Origin of the sequence: Planktotalea sp., from assembly GCF_050633725.1 — a bacterium.
In the GTDB taxonomy this organism is placed as follows: Bacteria; Pseudomonadota; Alphaproteobacteria; order Rhodobacterales; family Rhodobacteraceae; genus Planktotalea.
On the sequence record NZ_JBOEHB010000001.1, the window covers coordinates 115,658 to 139,115 of the forward strand.

Below are 23,458 nucleotides of genomic sequence, written 5' to 3' on the forward strand. Positions count from 1 at the left end.
AATGAAGAGATTTGTTTTTCTTTTCTCGATTGCGCTGGCCGTTGGGGCCCCACTTTGCGCGGACAGCGATGTCTGGCGGCTCCATATCGAGCAAGCAAAGTGCATTCAGGACAACGTTGCGAATTACCTCGCGAGCCAACAGGACCCGCTTGTCATCGTCGTTAAGGCCTGTCCAGAGACAGACCTTGCAGCCGCTATGGCAAAGAGCGCGCAAAACAGTGGAATTTTTAACGTCAGCGAAGGTGATGACGTTCTCATTCTCCAACCTAGCGAGCTGAGTTGCTTTGGTCGCTTGCCTTTGGATGATGCGGCTGGCCCCGTTATCGAAATAGATCGCGTGGCGCTTTGTGAGTAAGCTTGAGCGGATAAAATTAATCGGCGATGTGATCGCTCTGCCTCTTGTCGCCGTAGCGGCAATTGTTGGTGTGACAGGTTATTTGACAGACCTCAGAGAACAGAAACGCCAATACACCTTCGCCGTCGTTGAACGCTACAACGAAAGTGCATTGTCTGAGGCGCGCGTGCGCTTGTTTGAAGTGCTGATTGAGACCCAAGGACGATACCCGTCTGCTAATCTAGGCGCACGTGATTTGGGGACTGTGATTGCGCAGCGACTGACAACTGACCCAGTGTTGGCAACTCAGATGTTGCCCCCGCTTGTGCGAATTGCTGACTATTTTAATGCGGCGCGCGATTGCATGACGGCACAGCTCTGCGCGCCAGAATTATTGGAAGAACTGTTAGGGCCAGATGCATTGTCCTTCGCCTGCGTTTTCGAGCCCAGCGTCAAGCTGCTCTCAGCGCGCGCGAACGTGGCGGGGCTCATGGATGGCGCAAACGCTTTGAGTAAAGGTCGTTGCCATGGGAATTAGAAAACTTTGTCTTGCGGTGTGTCTCGGCTTGCTCGCGACAGGGGCGCAGGCGGCAAATTTTGAAACACTCCGTCTCAAGCCTTTGTCGCAAAAAGAGCTAGGCTCCAGCATATGCACGCATCGTATGAGCGGCCCAATAGAGACCGGCGATGTGCAGCGAATGCAAGAGATGATCGACGCAATACCGATGCAAGATCATGATGACCTGAATTTCCTTCTCTGCCTTGATAGCAAAGGTGGTAGTCTTGCAGAAGGGCTGGCTCTTGGCGAAATCGTTCATAAGCAGTTTATGGGGACCTACGTTCCGCGCGGTGCAGAATGCCTTTCTGCCTGCGCAGTGATATTCATGCATGGTCGTGTCTCCTATTGGGAGACATTTGTCGATTTTCGCGTTTTACACCCCGGAGGCGTTCTCGGGTTTCATGCGCCTAGCCTTGGTTTGAAAATGTCACCTACCGATGAGGTTCCAGGCGCGCTGGTTAACGCGGCGTATACTGCTGCGATGCAAAATGTCTCTAAGTTGGTCGAAAACGCTGCGACGACGGTTTCAGCGACGTCGCGCCCGATCATTCCGCTGTCTTTGCTCAAAGATATGCTCGCCACGCCCTCAGACAGCTTTGTTTATGCCGATACTTTGCACAAAACCTTTCGCTGGCAGATTGATATCATGCCCCATGATCTGAGCGCACCAGAGGGGTTTGATCTGAAAGTCGGCTATACACAGATGTGCGAGAACATGTCTTATGTGTTGCACCCTCAGACTGCTCCGCTTGACGCGCCAACACAGGTGACAGCCAAGGACGTGGAGTTTTATGAAACAACCTATCACGCTACGCAACCGGATGTTCCTAAAGGACATTCCTTGGTGAAGATGGGGGAAATGTTCGAAGAGCAATGCACGTTCGTTTACAATAAGAAGGGCGACTATTTCGAGGTGACCTACTACGTTGAAGGACGTCCCCAAGGATTGCGTTATCTTGATTCCGTTTTCTTGTTTGCGCCCTCGACATCGCTAAGAGAAATTGCGGGCAAGTAGTTAGGCACCGTTGCTAGGCGCGCAATCAAGTTAAATCAACGGCTGCGCGATCACTGCGAGGGCTTCCAGCTCGCTTGGGGTCTCGCCCACGATGGCAAAGCTGCCTGCGCTGCTTTTCCACGTTGCCATATGGACATCGCCAAATTGCTTGAGCGCCGTGTCTGCGGGGGCACCTGATCCGTTTTGCAATGCGCAAAGCGCGATGACGCGTCCGTTTGCATCGGTGTACATCAACTGCGCTACGGGCTTGCCTGCCGCCACGAGCAGGCGCGCGCCCTGAAAGGTCCAACCCGCGGGCGAGAGATCAGGTACGGTGAAGGCGACCCCGATCTCTTTGCCCAGCCATTTTTCGATATGGGCTTTTTCATCGGCACCCACCTCGACCAAGTGGCGGGTCTGGCGTGCATAGATCTGATGGTATTCGGCAACCTCACCCAGCCAGCTGCGTTTGGCGGCGATTTGCACAGGTTCCGGCGTTGCTCGCACCGCCCACATGCCGCCCGCGCCAAGCACTGCCCCAAGGACCAGCATCGCGGCCATGGCGCGCCATGGGGCGCGGTTGGTGTTTGCAGGGGCAGGTCGCGAGCTCAGGACATCGGGCATCGGCGCGGGTTCATCAAGCAACCCGTCAAAGGCACCGCGAATGTCATCATCGAGCGCAAAGAGCGCCTCTAATTCGGCAGCAACCTGCGGGTCTCTGGCAACCAGCGCATCGACTTCGGCGCGCTCGGCCTCGTTCAGAACGCCGTCCACATAGGCGCTAAGCCAGACCAGAAGCTCTTCGCTTAGAGGGGTTTGATCACTCATCTGCGCACCTCCTTTTGATCTGCGAGCGCGCTGCGTAGTTTCTGACGGGCGCTGGACAGGCGGGACATGACTGTTCCGATTGGAATGTCCATGATTTCAGCGGTTTCAGCGTAGCTATGGCCTTCTACTGCGACCAGCAAGAGAACTGTGCCAAAGCCTTCGGGAAGTGCGGCAATCTGCGTGAGAACCTGATTGGCATAAGCCTTGGTTTCGCTATCCGCGCCAGTTAGCAATTCGGCGCTGTCTGTGGCATCTTCAACGCCTTGGCCGATCCGTACCTTGCGTTTGCGGGTCTCGTCGACCCAGACATTGCGCATTAGGCGGAACATCCAAGCATCAAGCTTGGTAGAACTGTCCCATTGCGTGGCTTTGTCCAAGGCGCGCGTGCACGAGGTCTGAACGAGATCATCCGCATCCGGCCAGTCGCGCGTCAAGGACCACGCAAATCTGCGTAACCTTGGTAGAAGTGGAACGAGACCTGTCTTCAGTGCGTTCACAAAGATGCCTTGTATTGCGAGTTGCGCCAGCCTAGCCCGTAGGGGCCAAGGCTGACAACACGCAGGTTGATTTAGTAGTTGCTTGGCATACCGCGCAGCGCCATAGCCAGCGCAGTGTAGGACCAACTGTCGCGACCACCGCGTTCGCGGATTTCCTTCAATTGCGCCAGTGCGCCCACTTCGTCGCCATTGGCGAGCAAACCCTGACCCATGTAGGACCGCGCGAGGATGTAGTTGGGATCAATGCTGAGCGCGGCTTCATAAAACTCCATCGCAACGGCGTGATTGCCCAGTTTGCGGTTAGTGAAACCACGGTAGTTCAGGATGCGCGGATCGTTCTGGTTCTTTGCCGCATCGAGCACCTGCAACGCGTTGTGATACTGACCGTCATAGGCCAATTCGCGGGCTGCAAGGTAGAGCTGGTCATCTGTGAAGTTGTGGGACTGAACTTTCAGGCATTTCTTGGTGATTGAATCATAAACCCGCCCCTGTTTACACTTTTTGGTCGTGTTGGTCGTTTTTGGCGGCGTTTCATCACCCGCAGCCCGTGCAGACTGTGGTGTCGCGATCATCAGGCTAGCGGCGATCAGGGCCGAAGAGAAAATTGTGAACTTTGACATGGGTCTATTCCTTTTTAGAGCCCGATGTTCAGCGCGATCGCTGGGAGTGATGTCGGGCGTTGTAATAGGGTAACGGACAGGCAGTGCGGTTTATTCGGATAAACTTACGATTTTTTCAGCAGCTGTCAAAAAAGCGGCTGCATTGTTGGTTGCCAAAGTCCATTCAAGCGGGATTGCGTTCAATCCAAAAGCAGAGCCAGCGAGGCTGCCGATGATAATCGCGCGTCCGCAACTGTCGCCACCTGCGAGTATGTTGGTCTCGATTGCGCTTGCGTAAGAGGTCGCATGTTTGAGGATGTGAAAAGCCAAGGGCATGCCTTGATGCAAATGGCATGCGCGTCCTGTGGTTTCGCCATAAGTGACACTGTTGGTCTCTGGTGTATCAAGGCTTGCTTGTAGCAAAGGGTCTTCGAGCGCGGTCCTCGCAAGTGCATCGCGCAATGCGGTGCCAGAGAGAACATCGTCAAGCATATTAGCAAATATCCGCCCGTAGTGTTCTGCGGTTTTGTCGACGTTGGTGACGCGGATTGCACTGTGGACCTGGGTTTGAAAGGCCGCGTCTTTGCGGTATCGCGCAACAACAGCAGGCAAAGTCGCAAGGGCAGGAAGCTGATCATCTTCGACGCCTGAGGGATTGCGCTTATCAGCAGCGAGATTGTCCAAAGTGCCCCGTGTCGGGCGATCAATGTAGCCAACGTACGACCCGCCGGGACCGAAATGGGCGAGATAAGCGTCTTGAAAGACCGTCTGATCAAATCGGCCTTCATCACCTATGGATCGCATCGCAAGAGCGAGCACTTCACCGTATTGACTTAGATCGCCATCTTTTCGCGCACCATGCGCGAAATAGGACGGCACGCCGTGGTAATGCTTGGCGTCAATCGGGGTGAACGCAGGCGCGCTGGCGCAGGCCTCAGCAATGCGCAGTGGATCGTAAATCCAATGTAGGCCGAGCGTGGCTGCGTCAGCAACAAGTGCGCCCACAAGCGCGCTTACGTTAGGATTTTGCGGTATGGTCATAGAGCTTGAGAATTTCCAAAGGAACGATGTCAGTTGCCCGTTTGTGCGTTGCAGCAAGATTGACCAACGGCGCGCACAGATCGTCGTGTGCTTGCAGGAAACGAGCGGCGCAAAGGCACCATGCATCGCCATCCTTTAAGCCTGCAAAACCATATTCAGGGCGCGGTGTGCTGAGATCATTGCCGACATAGGCGGAGAAGGCCAGGAATTCCTTAGTAAGGATCGCGGCGACTGTGTGGCTGCCTTGATCATCGTTACAGGTGTTGCAGAACCCGTCGCGAAAATATCCGGTCAAAGGATCGAGACTGCAAAGCTCCAATGGCTCGCCAAGGACGTTCAAACTGGGATCTTTTTGCATGCTTTACAGGCTTTCAGCGATTGCGCGGAAAATCGCGACATTTTGATCTCCAACGCCATCTTCGCGAAACTTGCGATCCGCAGCGTTGGTGGCAATCACAACGCCCAGCGGGCGGTTGATGTAAATGTATTGCCCATAAACCCCGCGCGCGAGGAATTCTCCTGTGCGGCCATCACGCGGCATCCACCATTGATAGCCGTAGCCATACTCGCCTTCGCTGGTTGGTGCCGAAGGTACAGTCGAGGCCGCCACCCAATCTGCGGGGATGATTTGTGTGTCGTTGTATTTGCCGTTTTGCAGGAACATTTGCCCCATTCGGGCATAGTCGCGTGTGCGGATGTTGAGACCGCCAAGCACGAAGGCGACGCCATTTCCGTCGGTGAGATAATAAGGGCTGGCTTCCAATCCCATCGGCTGGATGATTTTCTCAGAGAGCAGTTCGGCAATACTCTTTCCCGTTGCGCCCCGTATGACCATCGAAATCACGTGGGTGTCGATGGAAACATACTGCCAGTCTGTGCCCGGTTTGGCGAAAGTCTCGCTCAGATCAGCGGCAAAGCCGTCCATCGAACCGCCGAGCGCCAAAACACGACCCATCTTGTTGATATCACTATTTTTGTCGAGGTAGTCTTCGTCAAAGGTCACGCCGCTGGCCATGTTCAGGACATTGAGGATGCTTGCCCCGTCATAAGCACCGCCCTTAAGGGAGGGCGCATATTTTGTAACGGGATCGTCAATCGAGGCAATCACGCCCTCGTGCAGAAGGACGCCAAAGAGCGATGAAAGATAGCTTTTGGCGACCGACCAAGAAATACGAAGATCGTTCTCGCCCGTGCCTTGGTAGTAGCTCTCATGCACTATCGCGCCGTCTTTGAGCACCACCAGCGCAGTCACCGTGCGATCCGTGATCCATTGCGCGACGTCTGGGGTGAGTGTGATTGCTGCGCCGACCGGCAACGTTGCGATTGCCCCATCGCCGCGCGGGACATCCACGGACAGGAAAGCTTTATTCATCCCCGAGAAGTTGGTGACAATTTTCTCTGCGCTAAAGAGCGAATTGACAGCCATCAGCCGCGTGATCTCTTCGCGTTTCCAGATGCCAATGATGATGGCAAGGATGAGAACAACCCCGAAAAAACGGGTCAGGATTTTGTAGATGCGGCGCATATGAGTGGCTCCCTTTGGAAGGGAGGTAAGCACGGCAAGAGCGCGGAGGCAAATGAAGAGGCGATTTGCAGCCGTCGCTTAATTTTGATTTTTCGGATTTGGGGGTGGGTGATTGCGGGTTTTATGGGCTGCAGGTTAAAGTTGAGATTGAAGATGCTTTTTAGACCACTGTGGCAAGCTATCCGATATTAGAAAAACCGTCTAACCCGCCTTATGTAGTCCTGATATTTGGAGCCATACTGTGTTTTAAGCCAAGGCTCTTCAGCGAATGGAGCCGCTATCAGAATAGCTATTCCTGCAAGGCCGACGTTGGCCGCTGATTCCGATGCTGATAGAATAATCCAGCCCCCAACTATCGCGATATCCGCCACGTATTGCGGGTTGCGGGAATAGCGATACATACCCCCTGTTCGCAACGAACCTTTAGCACCCCCTGTTTGCGGAACGCCGAAGTGTGCGACCTCTGACCAAACAACGATATTGCCTGCGACGATCAAGGGAATGCCCAAACCGAACCGCAACCAATTTGGCACCGATAGACTACCCCACTCTAAAATTCCCAAGGCAATCAGAACACCAAACAGCGTGAAGGTCGGAACCCAAACCACGATTGGTGTTAACGCCGTGTAGCGCTTTGGCGGCCATAGGCGATGCGTGGGAACCACGATTGACCAGATCATTGCAATGAATGTTGCCGCTGCAACGCTCAGACCGAGACTAACCAATATACTCTGCATCATATTTGAAGGTGCTCGTGGTTAAGCACCTCCCGCTTTTCCGTAAGGGCTTGCCGAACGATTTGGAACGCCGAGGACAAAAACAAACCTGCCATGATTGTCGCAACGATGAGATCAGGCCAACCACTCGCCGTTCCCCATACACCAAGGGCGGCAAACATAACCGCCACATTGCCAATGGCATCGTTGCGTGAGCATAGCCAAACTGAACGCACGTTGGCATCGCCATCTTTGTAACGCACCAACAAAAGCACGCTAGCCAGATTGGTCAATAGCGCCAGAAAACCAACAAAGCCCATAATTTCTGCCGTTGGGACGCCAACGTAGAAGACCCGATACACGGTTGATCCCAAGACCCACAAACCCATCAAAAGCAAACTTATGCCTTTAAACAGTGCGGCGTTAGTCCGTGCGCGCAGTGAAGCTCCGATAACAGCAAGCGAAATTCCATAAGTGAGTGCGTCGCCTGCAAAGTCTAGTGCGTCTGCTTGCAGCGCTTGTGATTTTGCCAAATGTCCTGCCGTCATCTCCACGAAAAACATAAGCGCGTTAAGGGTTATGACGATCCAGAGCCGCCGTTTGTAATCATCTGAAACACCATCAAACTTGGTGTCATGTCCGCAGCAACCTGCCATGGGAGAATCCTCTTTCATCATTGGTAGCTCGTAGTGTAATGTCTCCAGTAACTAGAGGTTCAAGGGTTTTTTTATGTTTTCTATTGGCGAGCTTTCAAAGCGCACAAAGGTCAAGGTTCCGACAATTCGTTATTATGAAGAAATGGGATTGTTAGCCGAGGCTGATCGAACAGTGGGCAACCAAAGGCGATATGACAAAGCGGGTTTGGAACGGCTCAGTTTTATTCGCCATGCGCGTGATCTTGGGTTCTCGATTGAAGCGATTTTATCCTTGATCGAACTGCAAGAACATCCAGACCGTTCCTGCGAAACAGCAACTAGCATCACAACATCTCAGCTTGCTGACGTTCGCGCAAAAATGAGACGACTCAAAGCACTGGAAAAAGAGCTTGTTCGAATATCAAAGGGTTGTGATGGGCATGGCGTTTCAGGTGATTGCTACGTTTTAGCATCGCTAGCCGACCACGGCCTATGTGACCGAGAACATTAACGAAGTCATTCAAAAATACTTGCCCGGTTCTCCGATATACGCTGTTGTTTGATCCGAGCGAGCGCGAGTAAATCGAGCCGTTTTCGCTCTCATTAGCCGCGAAATTTGTCTGCCAGTTTTTGCATTGCGCTGCGCGTGTCGATTTCGGGCTCTGGCGTTGGGACGCTCTTGGGCTTGGGGGTATCGGCGGGTTTTGCTGATTTTGACGAACGGGCAGGGGCGGTGCGCAGGGCTACGGCGTTTAGGAAGCGTGGCCCGTCGCCCGCCGCAAGCTCTTTTGCCCCGTCTGCACAGCCGCGGGTGACGTCGTCGAGCCAGCCTGCTTCGGCCTTGGCGAAATCGCTGAGAACATAGCTTGCGACGCGATCTTTGTGCCCCGGATGACCGATGCCAAGGCGCACGCGCCGGTAGTGTTCGCCGATATGTTGATGGATGGAGCGCAGCCCGTTGTGGCCTGCATGTCCACCGCTCATCTTAACGCGCACTTTTGAGGGGGCGAGGTCGAGTTCGTCGTGGAACACGGTCACGTCTTCTGGCGTCATTTTGTAAAACCGCATGGCTTCGCCGACGGATTGACCAGAGAGGTTCATAAAGGTTGAAGGCTTGAGCAAAAGCACCTTTTCGCCGCCAAGATTGCCCGAACTTACTTGGCCCTGAAACTGTGACTTCCAAGGGGAAAAGCCATGATCGCGCGCGATTTCGTCAACGACCATAAAGCCGATGTTGTGACGGTTCTTTTCATATTTCCCGCCCGGATTTCCCAGACCTACAAAAAGCTGCATCTCGCTCCCCTTCTTTTGCCTAGCTCTCTATCAGCGCGTTTGGCCCAAGTGTAGCCCCCACCAAATTCATGAAAGCTATTTGCGACTTGCGGGGCTCTATGGTTTTCAGATGGCGCATATCTGGTTCCCGAAAGGTGAGTGAAATGTTCAGTTTTGATTTGCTGTTAACTTATACGCTGGCGTGTTTGATCGTTATCATCTCGCCCGGGCCTGACAATATATTGGCGATCGGGCGGGGATTGAGCCAAGGGCGTTTCGCGGCGCTGGTGACAAGCGCGGCGGCAGCGCTGGGTTTGATGGTTCATGTCTGCGCGGCTTCTTTTGGGCTGGCGCTGATTATTCAAACATCGCAACTGGCTTTTATGGCGGTCAAGGTGATCGGCGCGGGCTATTTGATCTGGCTTGGCTTCAAAGCCTTGCGCGCACGTGATTTGGTGAGCTTTGAGGCGAGTGAAGTTCTTTCACTTAGAAGCGTGTTTTGGACGGGTTTCCTGACCAATGTTTTGAACCCAAAACCCGCAGTGTTCATACTCGCGTTTATCCCCCAATTCATTCAGGTGGGCGAAGGCGCGATAACGTTTCAAATGCTTTTACTGGGAAGCTGGTTCGCGGCCTTGGCGTTTCTCGTCTTTGCCAGTCTTGGCTGCCTTGCAACGCGCGTGTCGCATTGGTTCAAATCGCGCCCCCGCGCGGTCGTGGGTCTGAACATCGGGGCGGGTTTCACACTGATTGCAGCGGGCCTCTCCATCGTGACGATGGAGCAAAAATAAACGGGACCCCGAAGAGCCCCGTTCATCACAATACGTAAAGCAATGTGCTTAGTCTTCTGACTGCGCCGTTGCTGGTACTTCTGCTGCATCAACCTCTTCGCCGTCATCTTCGTTCTCGGAAGATTTAAGGCCAGATGGCGCAGAAATGTTTGCAACAACGAAGTCACGATCGATCGTTGGCTTGGCACCCGCTGGAAGCGTGATGTCAGAGATGTTGATCGTATCGCCAACATCAAGACCTGTCATATCAACGACGAGCTTCTCAGGGATATCACCCGCAGTCACAACAAGCTCAACCTCTGGACGGACTGTTGTCAGAACGCCACCGCGCTTGATGCCAGGCGCCGCTTCTTCATTGATGAACTCAACCGGAATGAAGAGGTTAATCTTCGTTGTGCGGCGAAGGCGCATGAAATCGACGTGCGTCGGCAAGTCTTTTACGACGTGACGCTGAACGTCGCGGCAGATGACGCGAACGTCGTCGTGGCCTTCGACTTTCAGGTTCAAGAGTGTAGACTTAAAGCGGCCTGCTTTCAGGGCTTTCAGTAGAACTTTGAACTCTACGTTGATTGGTAGCGGATCAGCGTCGCCACCAAAAACGATACCAGGTACTTTGTCTGCGCGACGTGCTTGACGAGCGGCGCCCTTGCCTGTCCCCGTACGGACCTCAGCGTGGAAATCAGGAATTTCTCCAGCCATTTTGTATTCTCCAAATGTTAGAGCGAAGTGCCTCCAAGGCTGTCACCTCGCGTGAAGCCGCGCGTATAGACGGGAATCGCGTCTAGGGAAAGCCTATTTTTCCTTGCAAACAAAGGGTGTGATCGTCACACGCTGTGCATGAGATTTTTGAACGAATTTGCAACAGATCTACGGCTCTCACGCGCGCCTGCAACAGCCTTCGCTATCGTTGGCATTTACTGGGGCAGTTTTGCCGGATTGGTGCCTGATTTGAAAGCGGCGATTGGCGCAAGCGATGGGGTGTTCGGCATTGCGATGCTGGTCTCGTCCATCGGGGCGGTCGCGGCGATGTGGCTGGCCCCGCGTGTCGATGCGCGGCTTGGTGCAAGGGCAATGCAAGGGTGCGCTCTATTTCTTGCATTGGCGTTTTTGTTGCCTGGTTTGGCGAGCGGAGCTGTTTTCTTCTCGCTTGCGATGTTGCTTGCTGCTTCAGGCTCTGGCTCGATTGACGTTATCATCAACACGCGTGTCAGCGGTATCGAAGCGGCGAACAAACGCTCATTGATGAACCTAAATCATGCCTTGTTTTCATTTGCTTATGCCGGTGCTGCTGTTTGCGCGGGATTGTTTCGAGAAGCGGGTTTTAGCCCAGCGTTCGTCTTTGCTGTCGCATGCGCGATAACCTTGGTGTTGCTTCCATTTATGCACCATCAGCCCGCGCGGGAAGAAGACAGCACCGTGGTCGATGGCAAGACTGCCAAGCGCGCTTTGGTTCTGTTAGGTGGCGCGATTATCCTGATTGCATTTCTTGCCGAGCAAGCGACAGAGGCGTGGTCTGCGCTTCACCTCGAACGCGGGTTAGGGGCCAGTGCGGCGCAAGGCGCGTTAGGGCCCGCCATCTTGGGTTTGACGATGGGAATTGGGCGACTTTCTGGCCAATTCATTTCCGCCCATGTGCGCGAAACGCGGGTTCTACAAGGCGCTGCACTGATCGCCGCGACTGGGATTGCAATTGCTGGCGCAGCAAATTCGCTGAGCGTGGGATACGCTGGTTTTACGATCTTTGGGCTTGGCGTTTCTGTGCTGGCCCCGATGGCATATTCAGCGGTTGGCAAGCGTACCAGTTCCCAAACACGCGCGGTGGCGATCACCCGAATTTCCGTGATCGGATATCTCGGGTTTTTCGTCGGTCCGCCGATGATGGGTTTGATTTCCGAATCATTTGGCTTGAAGGCTTCGTTTTTCGCGGTTGCAGCATTGTTGCTTGTAATTTCAGCAGTTTTAGCGCCGTTGATGCGGAAACAGTGACGTTTAGCTTTGGAAACAATGACGCGTTTTCAATGAATTGAGGTGTATTGATACCGCTAACGCCATATTTTTGGCGTATTTTCGCTGGCTGCCCCTACGTGCGCCTACGTTAACCCCTTTTTCCCCTTGAACAACTTTAGCAAAATTTTGTTTATCAAGACAAATAAGTGCATTTTGTAGCGAGTGGCGACTGTATCCTCACCTCTCGTTCTGGGTTTGGGGAAACGTTGCATGCCAGTTGAAGTAAGCCAGTATATTTATGGCAACAGTCTTGTTAATTTTGCCGGTGGGTCGTTCGAAAGCAACGTTCCTTATTGGCTAGGTCAGTTCGCGGAAGCTGCTGACAACGACTATTCCGCCAATGGTGGCTACGGCTTTCTGCGCCAGTATGCCGATCGTGAAACGCCCGGCGATGAGTGGGGCTTTCAGGGCGTCGACCCTGTTTGGAACTCCGATACGCAAAGCTTTAGCGAGGCAGGGTTTAACTCTGTTTTGATTACCCCCGGCAACTTCATTCAGGATCTGGCTCCTGATGATGACTATGTCAGCGATACGCGCTCTCCTGTTGAGGCGACGATTGATATCGTGCGCGATACGGTTGCGGATCAACCCGGTGCTCAAATCTATGTCTATGAAGGTTGGGCTGATCTGGGCGGCAACTTTGGCTTCCCCGTTTCATCCAGCCAATTGACCGAGTACCATGAGTATAATGCTGGCGCGTATCATGATTGGTTTGTTGAATACACGCAGCAAGTAAATGATGCAGTCCCCGGCGCGGACGTTCAGCTTATTCCAGTCGCTTCTGTCATGGCAGAGCTTTTTCTGGACGGACCTTTGCAGGGGCTTACGCAGGACGATCTGTATGTAGACAGCGCACCGCACGGGACAGAGACCGTGTATTTCCTTGCGAGCATGATTACTTATTCAGCGACATTTGGCGAAGCGCCGCCCGCTGGCTTTGACGTGCCCGATACAATCCACCCGCTCGTTGCCGAGAACTTCGACGCGCTCAACACGCGTATTTCAGAGCTGTTGGATGCGAACGGTGAAGGAAGTGAAGAGCCTGTTGTCGAGCCGAATACGGCACCAGAGGTCGAAGACGATTTTGCTGAAGTCTCTCAGGACGAAGTGATCACGATTGATCTGTTGTCGAATGATACTGACGCGGATGGTGATCCGCTTAGCATTCTTAGTGTTGGCACTGCCGCCTTTGGAACGGTGCAGATCATAAATGATCAAGCGGTTTACGCGCCTGATGCGGGTTATGTCGGTCAAGACAGCTTTAGCTATACCGTGAGTGACGGCGAAGGCGGTGTTGTTGAGGGCCGTGTTGATGTCCAAGTTGTTGCTGTTGAGCCAGAACCAACGCCGGAACCCGAACCCGAGCCCACGCCAGAGCCGGAGCCCGAACCTGAGCCCACGCCAGAGCCGGAGCCCGAACCTGAGCCCACGCCAGAGCCGGAGCCCGAACCCGAGCCAACACCAGAGCCGGAGCCAACACCAGAGCCTGAAGTGCCTGCTGCGTCTGGTGAAGCTGGATTTGCTGCTTCGTATTTTGCTTTGTCGTCAGAAGTTGCGACCTTGCAGGATGTTGATTTCAACGCGGAGCCTGTCGCGAGCGATACCGTAGAGTCGCTGCAATTTTTGGATGTTGCCAAATCCTTTTCGCCAGAGGCGGGCGCGGATCACTTCGCGGTGCAGTATTCCACAGTCTTGGACGTCACCACCGCTGGTGCACACGAATTGTTCTTGATCGCCGATGATGATGCACGGATTTTCGTCGATGGTGAGCAGGTGCTTGAGACGTCAGGCTTTGAACCAGGTGAATTGGCGACGGTTTGGCTTGATCTCGACGCAGGTGAGTATGATGTTCAGGTGCAATATCTTGAAGTCGAAGGTGAACAGTCTTTGAATTTGGATTGGAAAGGTCCGTCAACAAACGAGGGTTATGAACCTCTCGCGGGGGCTGTTCCTGATCATATTTATGTACCTGAGGCCCCTGAAACTCCTGAGCCAATCGTTGAAGACGAAACACCAGAAGAGCCAGAGCCAATCGTTGACGAGGGACGACCCGAAGGACCACGTGGACCGAGAGGCCCGCAGGAGGACTCCGAGGACGCCAATGAAGAGCCTGAAACAGCGGATGCAAAAACCGAGTTTGCGGCCCGCGCGTGCGAGACCGATGAGCAGAATCTGTATGCGGTCAACTTCGACGAAGAAGATTGCGTAGAAACCGTAACGAACGGGGTTACTTTGGCCTCTGAAGACGGTGCCTTGCTTGAAGGTGGCCCTGAAAACGGCGCGGTTCAATTTACAGCGCAAATTTCGGTCGAAACTGCTGGCCTTTATGACATCGGCCTGTCCAGCGATGATCAGGCTTCGGTCTTCATCAGCGGTCTGCCTGTCGTGTACACGGATGCAGATGATGAAGGCACTGAGCAGAGCAACTCGATCTTCTTGATTAGCGGGCAACATAACGTTGACGTGCGCTATCTGGACGAAGACGGTGCGCAATCTTTGAACGTTACGTGGTCTGGCCCAGATACCGACGGAGAGCCTTTGCCAATTGGCGACACGCCTGGCGGTGATCTAATTGACGCGCTCTTTAGTGACGACGTCGCGGCCCGCTCTGATGAAGAAGCGGCTGCGATTGCAATCGAAGAAGCGGACAAATTGGAACAAGATCTGCAAGGCTTCTAAGTCTATTTGACCTTTGCCCTTGGGTTTGCCCCAATGTGCGATGCCCCTTGAACTTGCTGCGCCTCTCCCACATCGTGTTTTGACAAACACACATGGGAGAGGCCGCATGATCCATCGAAAAAGCAACGGCGTTTTTGTTATTGCCGCGACACCATTTGCGGAAGACGGTGCGCTCGACCTTGCAAGCACGGATCGTATGGTCGACTTCTATTTGGATGCCGGTGTTACGGGCATCACTATCCTTGGCATCATGGGGGAAGCGCCAAAGCTAACCTCTGATGAATCCCTCGTGTTTGCGCGCCATGTGTTAAAGCGCATTGATGGGCGCGTTCCTGTCATCGTTGGTGTGTCTGGTCCCGGCCTTGATAACATGACGCGGTTGACCAACGAGGTGATGAATGCCGGCGCTGCGGGCGTCATGATCGCGCCGATGCCGAGCTTGAACACCGATGCCAAACAAAAGGGCTACTTCGCACAGGTTTGCGCCGCGCTCGGCCCTGATGTGCCGATCTGTTTGCAGGATTACCCACAGACCACGGGCGTTACGTTCTCTGTCGAAACCTTGCTCGATATTTTCAGGGCGCATGAGCAAATAGTTATGCTCAAGCATGAAGATTGGCCGGGCCTGAGCAAACTGTCGCGCATTCGCGAGGCCATGAGCGGCACGGGGCTGTCGATCCTGACGGGCAACTCGGCATTGTTCTTGCCGCAGGAAATGCAGCGCGGCGCGGATGGGGCGATGACGGGCTTTGCCTATCCTGAAATGATGGTGCAAGTGGTATCGCGACACTTGGCGGGGGATGTCGATGGGGCAGAGGATATCTTTGACGCCTATCTTCCAATGGTGCGCTACGAGCAGCAATTGGGGCTTGGCCTCGCCATTCGCAAAGAAGTCCTGCATCGCCGCGGCGTATTGGCAAGCGCAAAAGTGCGCGCGCCCGGACCGAGCTTGACCGAGGTGGACAAAGCGGAACTGACGCGGCTCATCAATCGATTGGACGTAAAGCTTGCAGCGCTTTCGTAAGGGCGACGAGTTCTGGGCTGTCGTTAAGGAAGAATTGTCAGCCAGAACCACGCAGTGATGATGGAAAGCCCCGTCGCAATGAGCACGGACGAAGCGGCAACCCTTAGCGCGCGTTGATACATGCTCGCAAAGATATAGACGTTCACGCCTGGGGCCATGGCCGAAGTCATCACCGCAGATCGCATGCCCGCTTCTGGCAGACCTGCAAAATTGCCAATTGAATAGGTGATCGCGGGATGCAGTAGCAACGACAGCGCGCAGACAAAGAGGATCACGCGCAAATCGCCTTCGGGGCGATAGCGATAAAGAATACCGCCAAGTGCAAACAGCGCAGTTGGTAGCGCGGCGCGTACCATCATGTCGATCGCGCCTTGTAGCGTAGCAGGAACCGACAGTCCTGAAATATTCACCAAAAACCCAAGGGCCAAAGCGATGATCAACACATTGCTAAACATCGCCTTTAGCACTGTCGCAGGGAGGCGTGCCATGCTGGTTCCCGCTTCGCGCGCGCGCACCAGTTCCATCGCAGTGATGCCAAGCCCATAGCAAAACGGCGAGTGGATCGCGATGATCGCGTAGTTGCCAGCCAGCGCATCTCCGCTGCCATAGGCGCGTTCGGTGATCGCGAGGCCGGTCAGAACGGAGTTGGAAAAGAGGGCGCAAAACCCGATTGCGACGCTATCTTCCCATGAGCGGCCAAAGACATAACGGGCCGCAAACATACCAATAAAGAAACAGGTTGCCGCGCCAGAATAGAAGCTAAGCAGGAGTTTGGGATCAAACCCAGAGCTAAGATCGAGATGCGCAAGGGCGTTGAACAGCAGGCATGGCACTGCAACCTGCTGTGCGAACTTCATAATTCCGTCGATTGCACTGTCTGTTAGAAACTTTCCCCAAACGACCAGATAGCCAAACCCCACAACCAGAAAAACAGGCAGAATGACGTCGATCAGCGCCTGCATGTTGTGTCAGACCTCGTAACTGATCTGCATCCCGTCATAGGCGGGGGCGATGTGTTCGGGTGTTTCTTGCGCGACGGTCTCATAGTCCAGATCAATGTGCATATTGGTCAGCACAGCGCGCGGCACACCAGATCGGGCAATCCAGTTGAGTGAGTTTTCAAGGTGCGAATGGCTCGGGTGCGGGGCGCGGCGCAGCGCATCGAGCACCCAGCAGTCGGCGCCTTTGATCGCAGCCCAGCCTTCGTCGCTCATGGCGGAGACATCGGGCAAATAAGCAAGGGGTCCAATGCGAAAGCCAAGGGCATCAATGGAGCCATGTTCGATTTCAAAGGGGCGCATGTCGATGGGCCCGCCAGCGCCTTCTACGGTAAAGTCACCGTCGATGGTGAAGAGGTCCAAGATGGGCGGGTAGGGCGAGCCATGAGGCTGCACAAATGCATAGCCAAACCGCGAGAGTAGATCGTTTTGCGTGGCCCCATCGGCCCAAACTGGCAGGCGCGCGCGCATGTTGAAAACGATCATGCGCAGATCGTCGATGCCATGCACATGATCCGCATGAGAATGCGTATAGGCGACTGCATCCAGCTTGCCGATGCCAGCGCTGAGCAGTTGCGAGCGCAGATCAGGCGAGGTGTCGATCAAAACGCGGGTGGTGCCCTCAGCGCCGATTTTTTCCACCAACATGGAGCAACGACGGCGCGCGTTCTTAGGGTTTTCGGGATCGCAATCGCCCCAATGCCCACCAAGGCGCGGTACACCACCAGATGAGCCACAGCCAAGTATGGTGAAACGAAGCTCTGCCATTACGCCGCGACCTTATAGGCGGCGACTTTTGTAAAGAGGCGTTCAAAGTTCTGCTCGGTTTGCGCGGCAAATTCTTCGGCGCTCATATCAAACACCTGCGCGCCAACACCTGCGGTAAACGCGGTATAGGCTGGCTCATTGCGCTTGCCGCGTCGTGGCACAGGCGCAAGGTAGGGGCTGTCTGTTTCCACCAAAACCCGATCAACGGGGGCCGACGCGAAGATATCGCGGACTTCTTGGGATTTCGGGAAAGTCGCGATGCCTGACATAGACAGGTAAAACCCGAGATCAAGGCAGGACTTTGCCAGCTCCGGACCAGAGCAATAGCAATGCATCACGCAAGAATAGGGCGCATTCTTGTGCTCGGCGCTTAGGATATCGGCCATGTCCTCATCTGCGGCGCGCGCGTGAATAATAAGCGGCAGGCCAGTGCGCTGCGCCGCTTCGATATGCACGCGCAAAGATTGCTTTTGAATATCAGCGCTTTCGGCGGTGTAGTGGTAATCAAGACCGCTTTCGCCGATGCCGACCATCTTGGGATGGGCGGTCAGGGCAAGTAACTCATCCAGCGTGGCAAGAGGTTCCTCGGCGGCGCTCATCGGGTGAGTGCCAGCGGCGTAGAAGACTTGGGCGTGCGCTTCGGCCAATGCGCGCACGGTGGGTTCATTACGCAGGCGCGTGCAAATCGTAACCATGCGGTGCACACCAGCCTCGCGGGCGCGTGTCAGAATGTCAGGTAGTTCCCCGTCAAAATCGGGAAAATCAAGATGGCAATGGCTATCGGTGATTAGGGGTGGTGTCGTCATCTTGTGTCCTTGCCGCGCGGCTCAGGACGCCGCCTGCGAAATATGTCTCAGGGTATCTAGGATGAGCGCGGCAGGGTCAAGGTTGACCGCTCGCCCGTGGCGCAATTTGGCGTCGACTTCTTGGGCGACCTCGGCCCAGCGACGGGCTTGGTGCGGGTTGGGGGAGAGGCGCGCAATCATCTCGGCCTCGCCTTGGCATGCTTCGGGCGTTGGCGTCACCCCGAGCGTGCCTGCGCGCGCAAGCCTCGCAAGGATGAGCGCGATGAGGTCAACGAGCATGTCGAGTTTGTCCTCCGCCCCGCGCTGGGCGGCCGCATCCGCAAGGCGCATCGCGCGGGAGCGATCCAAGCGTGGCAGCGTGCCGAAAAGGCCAACGAGTTCGCTATAGATCGCGGGGCCAGAGAGATTGGTCATGCGGATCGCTTCGCCGACAGAGCCTGACGTGAGCGCAGCCAAAGCGCCTTGATCAAGCTCGGTGTCAGGCAGGGCTTGATGCAGCGCTTCTGCCATATCGGCCTCGTTCAGGGGCGATAGGCGCAGCTCGCGGCAACGCGAGCGGATCGTCGGCAACAGGCGTGAGGGTTGGTGCGAGATGAGCAAGAGCGTGGCGCGCTCTGGTGGTTCTTCCAGTAGCTTCAGGATCGCGTTGGCGGCGTTGACGTTCATTTCATCCGCCGCATCCACGATCACCACGCGCCGTCCGCCATCCGCAGAAGACATGGCGAAGAAGTTCTTCAGCTTGCGCACTTCGGAGACGCGGATTTCTTTGGCGAATTTACCCGCCTCAAAGTTCTTTTGCTGATCGCTCTCGGTGGTTCCCGCGCCGCCACGTTTGAGCACAAAGAGACCCGGTTCTGCGCCAGCGGCCATGCGGCGCGCGGCGGGATGCTGGGGGTCTGTGTCTAGTGTTGATGGGGCTTCAGGCGCGCCGAACATGCCGCCATCATCGCTGGGTTGGCTCAGCAGGAAACGCGCGATGCGATAGGCGAGGGTAGCTTTGCCCGTGCCGCGCGGGCCAATCATTAGCCAGCCGTGGTGCAAGCGCCCTGTATTGTATGCGTCAAGAAAGCCTTGTTCCGCATCGCTTTGCCCAATTAAGCGCGCCGTGTCACGCGGATGCAGAGCGCCAGAGACGCGGTCTGGAGCGGGTAGGTTTTCGTCGCTCATCCCAAGTGTGCCTTGATCACGGCAAACGTATCGGCGGCAATGGCGTCGATGTCTCTTGCGGCATCAATGATGCGAAACCGCTCTGGGGCAGCTTTGGCCAGTTCCAGAAACCCGGCGCGCATCGCTTTTTGCAGGCCAGCGCCGAAGCTTTCAAAACGGCTATCAATGCTGTCGCGTTCAACCGCGCGACTGTGTGAGACATCGGGGTCCATATCGAACAAGAGTGTCAAATCAGGTTCGCGGCCAATCATCAATTCGTGCAGCTGATCTACAAGGGCGCGCAGATCGCCGCGCGACAGTCCCTGATACATACGTGTGCTGTCGGCAAAGCGATCACAGATCACGACCTTGCCCTCGGCCAGAGCGGGTAGAATTGTGCGCTCCATATGATCGCGGCGCGCCGCTGTAAAAAGCAGGATTTCGGTTTCTGCTGACCAACGGTCTGGATCGCCTTGCAGCACCAGCGCACGAATTTCCTCTGCGCCAGCCGAGCCACCGGGTTCACGGGTTAGTACGACGTCATATCCCGCATCTTTCAAAGACGCGGCTAGACGTTTCGCTTGGGTAGATTTTCCCGATCCATCAATGCCTTCAAAGCTGATAAATCGCCCGTTCGGCGTGTCCATCGTTTATGAGCCTTGATCAGCAGGGGCAGCAGGGGCTTGATTGATTTGTGAGGCAAGGATTTGTGCGACAGTGCCGATACGCGCAACGAAGCCTCCGCTTGGCACGTCATTCCCCGCAACGAGTGGGATCCGCGTTTCAGGCAAACCGGGCGGCGTGATCACCAGCTCTGCAATCTTCTGATCCTTCGCGATTGGCGCTGTGATCGGCCCGTTGTAAATCACTTCGGCTTCGACCATTTCTTGCGAGGTGACAGGCATCAGCATGGATACATCTTCGAGGGGGACCAATGGCACGGTTTGATCGCGGCCCATCCAAACTTCTGCGCTGGCAACTGCGGTGCCTGCTTTTGCGACGGGTTTTACTGCGAACTGGCGAAAGGCCCAATTCACAATGGATTCCGCTTCTTCGGCGCGCGCTTGTGCGCTTCGAAGTCCCGAAATGACAAAAATTACGCGGCGGCCACGTTGTTTGGCCGATCCAACCAATCCGTAGCCCGCTTCACTCGTGTGTCCGGTTTTTAGGCCATCAGCGCCAATGCCTAGCGCCAGTAGCGGGTTTCGGTTCCGGGTGTTTTGGGGCGCGCGCCCATCGAATTTGAATTCACGCTCGGAAAACAGCGGATAAAAGCTTGGGAAGTCTGAAATCAATCGGTTCGCGAGCAATGCCAGATCACGCATCGACATGCGGTGCCCAGCTTGTGGCCACCCATTTGAATTGGTGAAGGTTGAGTTGGTCATCCCCAACTGTTGTGCGCGCTGCGTCATATACCGCGCAAAACCAGCTTCGGTTCCATTCGGACTCAGCGCTTCGGCAATAACGGCGCAGGCATCGTTGCCTGACAACACAATGATGCCGCGAATAAGGTTTTCAACACTGACGCGGTCTGTTGTGTCCAGGAACATTGTCGATCCGCCATAGGACATCGCATGTTTTGAGACTGGCAGCTTTTCATCAAGCGAAAGGCGGCCATCGCGCAAAGCCTCAAAGGCAATGTAGAGCGTCATAAGCTTGGACATCGACGCAGGTGGCAACATTTCGTCGGCGTTCTTGTTCAGCAAAACCGTGCCCGTCGTCTGATCAATGACAAACGCAGAGGTCGCGCGGGTATCAAATGCAGCTGCAGGCAAAGCCAGAACAAGCGGCAAAGCCATGGCGATCAAAGTCTTGATGAGATGGCGCATGAAAGGGCGGTCCTTATCGCAAGTGGTTTAGTTGCTGACAGCATAAGCATCAGCAAAGCCGGATGCCTTAATCTTTTTCAAAAGCGCACTGCGTTCGGCGCTTGTTTGCGCAGGGCCAACCAATACCCGCCAAAATGGCTTGCCCGAGCTGTTGCCCTTCTTCACCGTTGGCACCATGCCAGCAACGCGCATCGCTTGGGCCGTGTTGTTGGCATTTTGCTCGACGCTGAAGATGCCAAGCTGAATAAAGGGTTTGCTCAGGGTGCTGCTTGCAGGCTTGGATTGCGGTTTGGGCGCAGCGGGGGCGGCGGCGGTGGGCTGCGCGTCGCTCTTTGCCGTGTCAGCGGCTGGTGCGAGCGCTGTTTCGCTAATTGCGCTTGGGGCGTCTACTTGCGGCGCTGCTTCTGGCGAGGGTCCACCCTCTGCAACTTCTTCGCGGCGTAGCGCGGTCACATTCAGTTTCGCAGGTTGGCCAGCCAACATGCCAAGCGTTGCCGCCGCATCCGAAGAGACTTGCAAGCGCGGTCCGGGGTTTTCACGCTCGCGGCGGAACAATGCGCCGATTACGAATTTACCGTTTTTGTCATTGCGTATAATCACGCGCTCGGGATCCTTCACATCAGGATGCGCGACCCATACCCCCCCGAGTGAGGGGCGCCCGTCCCAAAGTCCGCTTTCGGTAACCTGAAAGATGTTCGGCGCTTCCACATCGCGTTCAACCAATTTGACCGAACGGGTAGGATCACCTGTAGTGCTTTCCTCAGCTTTATCTTTGGGTTGCAAGAAAGCTGGACCCTGCCCATCCTGACAAGCGCTCAGTGCGAGTGTCGATGTCATCGCGAGTGCGATCCAGATACGGCGCGTGTTGTTGGTATTCATTTTGTGCCCTTTGCCCCAAAGCCCTGCGCGCATTAGCCGATTTTTCGGTCCATACATGCGCTGGCTGTCTCACCTGCGTTGCGCGCAATGTAGCCAAGTTTCATTGATATGAAAAGTCTCGGCAGGCGCGTTGGGCGGATTTTAGGGCAACTGTCATCGCTTAACCTAAAAAATTGTGCGTTTGTGCTCTTGATGATCCCCCATTCCCCGCGTAAGGAGTGCGCGTCGGAGGCTTGGCAGAGTGGTCGAATGCACCGGTCTTGAAAACCGACGAGGGTGAAAGTCCTCCCAGGGTTCGAATCCCTGAGCCTCCGCCACAAGACCCATCTATGTGCTTGAATCTAAACGCAAATACCCCTAAATATCAATTTCGTTCCCACACTTGTTCCCACGTTTGAACTTTGGTTGATCGTTATCTAAATCTGCGTTTCAGATATGCTGCTCAAGAGTTTTTACTTCTCCCCTGTGACCAGTTGGCGCTGCCTTTCTCGGCTGATTTGGCCGTAGTTGGTGAGCGTCACCAAAACACCCGAATGACCAAGGTTTTGCGACGTAGCAACAATTTCCGCGACAGATTGCGATGTATCGACGGCATGGCGTGCCAACATGTGCCGGAATGAATGTGGGCCATAGTTTGGCTGTCCAGCTGCATCAAACGCATGACTGACGATCTTGCGAACGGGTTCTGTCGTTTTCCAGTGCCGACGATCAAACCCATCGCGCTTGAAGCCGGTGTTCGATTTGGCAATCAAAGCTGTGGATGGAAACAATGGATCGTCTGGGCCATAAAGTTCAACTTCATCCAAGTGCTTGAGCCATTGTGCCAATAGCGCTTCGGCGTCCTCAAAACCTTGGGCAAAGAAAGTGTCGATACTCTTGCCGAATTTTGTGGCGACTTCGCGCGGGTTCTGTGTCACTGATTTTTCTTTCAGATCAACGTGTTTGATGCGCAATGACACAAGAGCAGCAACTCGAATGCCGGTAAGGCATAGCAGAGCGAAGATAGCTTTGTTCCGAAAATCAATTGGCGTCTTTGCTGGCATAAGTGACAATGTGCGCTTGGCTTGCTTCACGCTTGGTGCTGGGCGAGGTGGCGCTGCGCGTGCCTCTGCTTCATCTCGACGGGACAAGTTGAAATACTCAGCATGAGCCGGTCTGATTTTGCTGCGAAAGCCCTCTTGCTGAGAAAGCCATAGAATGAACTCGCGTAGGGTCGCCATAATGGCGCGCATGGTGGATTTGGCTAATGGCCTATTCGAGGCTCCTTTTACCTGTTCCAAGTGTTCACGAAACCCCATTGCTTGCTCTATATGAAACTGTGCGAAGTCTTTGCGCTGGTTCCAAACGTCAAACCGCTCAAGGGAGGTCAATTCCCTGTCCAGCGTCTTGTCTGACAGTTGGCGCGCATATTTGCGGTATTCTAGAAAGCGCCGCTTGATGCGTTCGTTTTTTTCGTTCGGTTGTTTAGGCATGGTCGTCTCTTTTCTCTTGGGAGTTTGGGTCATTGGTTCGTTGAGCGTTCGTGGGATAA

General features: G+C 54.8%; 26 protein-coding genes and 1 tRNA gene. 9 read left to right on the forward strand and 18 right to left on the reverse strand.

Translation table 11 applies throughout. The features are described from left to right. The first annotated feature begins 1 nt into the window (after position 1). The 3 genes from ACRBCU_RS00575 (at position 2) to ACRBCU_RS00585 (ending at position 1,908) form a co-directional block, all read left to right on the forward strand. The gene (locus tag ACRBCU_RS00575; protein WP_431363413.1) at positions 2-355 is read left to right on the forward strand and encodes a hypothetical protein; all 354 of its coding nucleotides are present in this window, start codon (positions 2-4) and stop codon (positions 353-355) included. After that, a complete protein-coding gene (locus tag ACRBCU_RS00580; RefSeq protein ID WP_431363414.1) occupies positions 348-872 on the forward strand; it encodes a hypothetical protein in 525 nt (174 codons plus the stop codon). Before ACRBCU_RS00575 ends, ACRBCU_RS00580 begins: the two co-directional genes overlap by 8 nt. A 124-nt stretch (positions 873-996) precedes the next feature. Continuing rightward, positions 997-1,908, forward strand: a complete 912-nt coding sequence (locus tag ACRBCU_RS00585; protein WP_431363415.1) for a hypothetical protein — start codon at positions 997-999, stop codon at positions 1,906-1,908. A gap of 30 nt (positions 1,909-1,938) precedes the next feature. Here ACRBCU_RS00585 and ACRBCU_RS00590 read toward each other — a convergent pair whose 3' ends face one another. From ACRBCU_RS00590 to ACRBCU_RS00625, 8 genes are all read right to left on the reverse strand, one after another. After that, positions 1,939-2,715 carry an anti-sigma factor family protein gene (locus tag ACRBCU_RS00590; RefSeq protein ID WP_431363416.1) on the reverse strand — a complete coding sequence of 259 codons (777 nt, stop codon included), beginning with the start codon at positions 2,713-2,715 and terminating at the stop codon, positions 1,939-1,941. Continuing rightward, positions 2,712-3,212, reverse strand: a complete 501-nt coding sequence (locus ACRBCU_RS00595) for an RNA polymerase sigma factor (protein ID WP_431363417.1) — start codon at positions 3,210-3,212, stop codon at positions 2,712-2,714. The genes ACRBCU_RS00590 and ACRBCU_RS00595 overlap by 4 nt, the downstream gene beginning before the upstream one ends. A 71-nt stretch (positions 3,213-3,283) precedes the next feature. Continuing rightward, positions 3,284-3,832 (reverse strand): tetratricopeptide repeat protein, encoded by a 549-nt coding sequence (locus ACRBCU_RS00600; RefSeq protein ID WP_431363418.1) that lies wholly within the window; start codon positions 3,830-3,832, stop codon positions 3,284-3,286. Positions 3,833-3,922: 90 nt separating this feature from the next. Beyond that, complete coding sequence (locus tag ACRBCU_RS00605) at positions 3,923-4,852, reverse strand: ADP-ribosylglycohydrolase family protein (protein WP_431363419.1); 930 nt, start codon at positions 4,850-4,852, stop codon at positions 3,923-3,925. Next, positions 4,830-5,210: a DUF2237 family protein gene (locus ACRBCU_RS00610; protein ID WP_431363420.1), complete on the reverse strand. Its 381-nt coding sequence runs from the start codon at positions 5,208-5,210 to the stop codon at positions 4,830-4,832. The genes ACRBCU_RS00605 and ACRBCU_RS00610 overlap by 23 nt, the downstream gene beginning before the upstream one ends. Before the next feature lie 3 nt (positions 5,211-5,213). Beyond that, the gene (locus ACRBCU_RS00615) at positions 5,214-6,377 is read right to left on the reverse strand and encodes a serine hydrolase domain-containing protein (protein WP_431363421.1); all 1,164 of its coding nucleotides are present in this window, start codon (positions 6,375-6,377) and stop codon (positions 5,214-5,216) included. Between the two features lie 188 nt (positions 6,378-6,565). Next, positions 6,566-7,117 carry a methyltransferase family protein gene (locus ACRBCU_RS00620; protein WP_431363422.1) on the reverse strand — a complete coding sequence of 184 codons (552 nt, stop codon included), beginning with the start codon at positions 7,115-7,117 and terminating at the stop codon, positions 6,566-6,568. Beyond that, positions 7,114-7,749, reverse strand: coding sequence for a cation transporter (locus ACRBCU_RS00625; protein ID WP_431363718.1), 636 nt, complete (start codon positions 7,747-7,749; stop codon positions 7,114-7,116). Before ACRBCU_RS00625 ends, ACRBCU_RS00620 begins: the two co-directional genes overlap by 4 nt. A 73-nt stretch (positions 7,750-7,822) precedes the next feature. Between ACRBCU_RS00625 and ACRBCU_RS00630 the strand changes: the two genes are divergently transcribed. After that, the gene (locus ACRBCU_RS00630) at positions 7,823-8,239 is read left to right on the forward strand and encodes a MerR family transcriptional regulator (RefSeq protein ID WP_431363423.1); all 417 of its coding nucleotides are present in this window, start codon (positions 7,823-7,825) and stop codon (positions 8,237-8,239) included. A gap of 92 nt (positions 8,240-8,331) precedes the next feature. Here ACRBCU_RS00630 and pth read toward each other — a convergent pair whose 3' ends face one another. Then, on the reverse strand, positions 8,332-9,021 hold the full coding sequence (gene pth / locus ACRBCU_RS00635) for an aminoacyl-tRNA hydrolase (protein WP_431363424.1): 690 nt from the start codon (positions 9,019-9,021) through the stop codon (positions 8,332-8,334). Between the two features lie 143 nt (positions 9,022-9,164). Here pth and ACRBCU_RS00640 point away from each other — a divergent pair, with 143 nt between their 5' ends. After that, positions 9,165-9,791: a LysE family translocator gene (locus ACRBCU_RS00640; RefSeq protein ID WP_431363425.1), complete on the forward strand. Its 627-nt coding sequence runs from the start codon at positions 9,165-9,167 to the stop codon at positions 9,789-9,791. 48 nt (positions 9,792-9,839) lie between these two features. On the opposite strand, the gene ACRBCU_RS00645 is transcribed toward ACRBCU_RS00640, so the two are convergent. Further along, positions 9,840-10,490 carry a 50S ribosomal protein L25/general stress protein Ctc gene (locus ACRBCU_RS00645; RefSeq protein ID WP_431363426.1) on the reverse strand — a complete coding sequence of 217 codons (651 nt, stop codon included), beginning with the start codon at positions 10,488-10,490 and terminating at the stop codon, positions 9,840-9,842. Positions 10,491-10,628: 138 nt separating this feature from the next. On the opposite strand from ACRBCU_RS00645, the gene ACRBCU_RS00650 reads away from it, so the two are divergent. From ACRBCU_RS00650 to ACRBCU_RS00660, 3 genes are all read left to right on the forward strand, one after another. Further along, positions 10,629-11,777 carry an MFS transporter gene (locus tag ACRBCU_RS00650; protein ID WP_431363427.1) on the forward strand — a complete coding sequence of 383 codons (1,149 nt, stop codon included), beginning with the start codon at positions 10,629-10,631 and terminating at the stop codon, positions 11,775-11,777. 231 nt (positions 11,778-12,008) lie between these two features. Beyond that, complete coding sequence (locus tag ACRBCU_RS00655; protein ID WP_431363428.1) at positions 12,009-14,477, forward strand: PA14 domain-containing protein; 2,469 nt, start codon at positions 12,009-12,011, stop codon at positions 14,475-14,477. 106 nt (positions 14,478-14,583) lie between these two features. Next, positions 14,584-15,501 (forward strand): dihydrodipicolinate synthase family protein, encoded by a 918-nt coding sequence (locus ACRBCU_RS00660; RefSeq protein WP_431363429.1) that lies wholly within the window; start codon positions 14,584-14,586, stop codon positions 15,499-15,501. A 23-nt stretch (positions 15,502-15,524) separates the two neighbouring features. Here the strand turns inward: ACRBCU_RS00660 and ACRBCU_RS00665 are convergent, their stop codons facing one another. Genes ACRBCU_RS00665 through ACRBCU_RS00695 form a run of 7 tightly spaced genes read right to left on the reverse strand, consistent with a single transcriptional unit; the run spans position 15,525 to position 21,927 of the window. Then, entirely contained in the window at positions 15,525-16,463 is a 939-nt protein-coding gene (locus tag ACRBCU_RS00665) for an AEC family transporter (RefSeq protein WP_431363430.1), read from the reverse strand. Positions 16,464-16,469: 6 nt separating this feature from the next. Beyond that, positions 16,470-17,267, reverse strand: coding sequence for an MBL fold metallo-hydrolase (locus ACRBCU_RS00670; protein WP_431363431.1), 798 nt, complete (start codon positions 17,265-17,267; stop codon positions 16,470-16,472). After that, positions 17,267-18,073, reverse strand: coding sequence for a TatD family hydrolase (locus ACRBCU_RS00675; RefSeq protein ID WP_431363432.1), 807 nt, complete (start codon positions 18,071-18,073; stop codon positions 17,267-17,269). Before ACRBCU_RS00675 ends, ACRBCU_RS00670 begins: the two co-directional genes overlap by 1 nt. Before the next feature lie 21 nt (positions 18,074-18,094). Next, positions 18,095-19,240 (reverse strand): DNA polymerase III subunit delta', encoded by a 1,146-nt coding sequence (locus tag ACRBCU_RS00680; RefSeq protein ID WP_431363433.1) that lies wholly within the window; start codon positions 19,238-19,240, stop codon positions 18,095-18,097. After that, a complete protein-coding gene (gene tmk / locus ACRBCU_RS00685; RefSeq protein ID WP_431363434.1) occupies positions 19,237-19,866 on the reverse strand; it encodes a dTMP kinase in 630 nt (209 codons plus the stop codon). The genes ACRBCU_RS00680 and tmk overlap by 4 nt, the downstream gene beginning before the upstream one ends. A gap of 3 nt (positions 19,867-19,869) precedes the next feature. Then, a complete protein-coding gene (locus ACRBCU_RS00690) occupies positions 19,870-21,048 on the reverse strand; it encodes a D-alanyl-D-alanine carboxypeptidase family protein (protein WP_431363435.1) in 1,179 nt (392 codons plus the stop codon). A gap of 27 nt (positions 21,049-21,075) precedes the next feature. Then, positions 21,076-21,927 carry an SPOR domain-containing protein gene (locus tag ACRBCU_RS00695; protein ID WP_431363436.1) on the reverse strand — a complete coding sequence of 284 codons (852 nt, stop codon included), beginning with the start codon at positions 21,925-21,927 and terminating at the stop codon, positions 21,076-21,078. A gap of 227 nt (positions 21,928-22,154) precedes the next feature. On the opposite strand from ACRBCU_RS00695, the gene ACRBCU_RS00700 reads away from it, so the two are divergent. Beyond that, positions 22,155-22,244 (forward strand) — tRNA-Ser (locus ACRBCU_RS00700). 135 nt (positions 22,245-22,379) lie between these two features. Here the strand turns inward: ACRBCU_RS00700 and ACRBCU_RS00705 are convergent. After that, positions 22,380-23,399 carry a tyrosine-type recombinase/integrase gene (locus ACRBCU_RS00705; RefSeq protein ID WP_431363437.1) on the reverse strand — a complete coding sequence of 340 codons (1,020 nt, stop codon included), beginning with the start codon at positions 23,397-23,399 and terminating at the stop codon, positions 22,380-22,382. Positions 23,400-23,458: the final 59 nt, after the last annotated feature.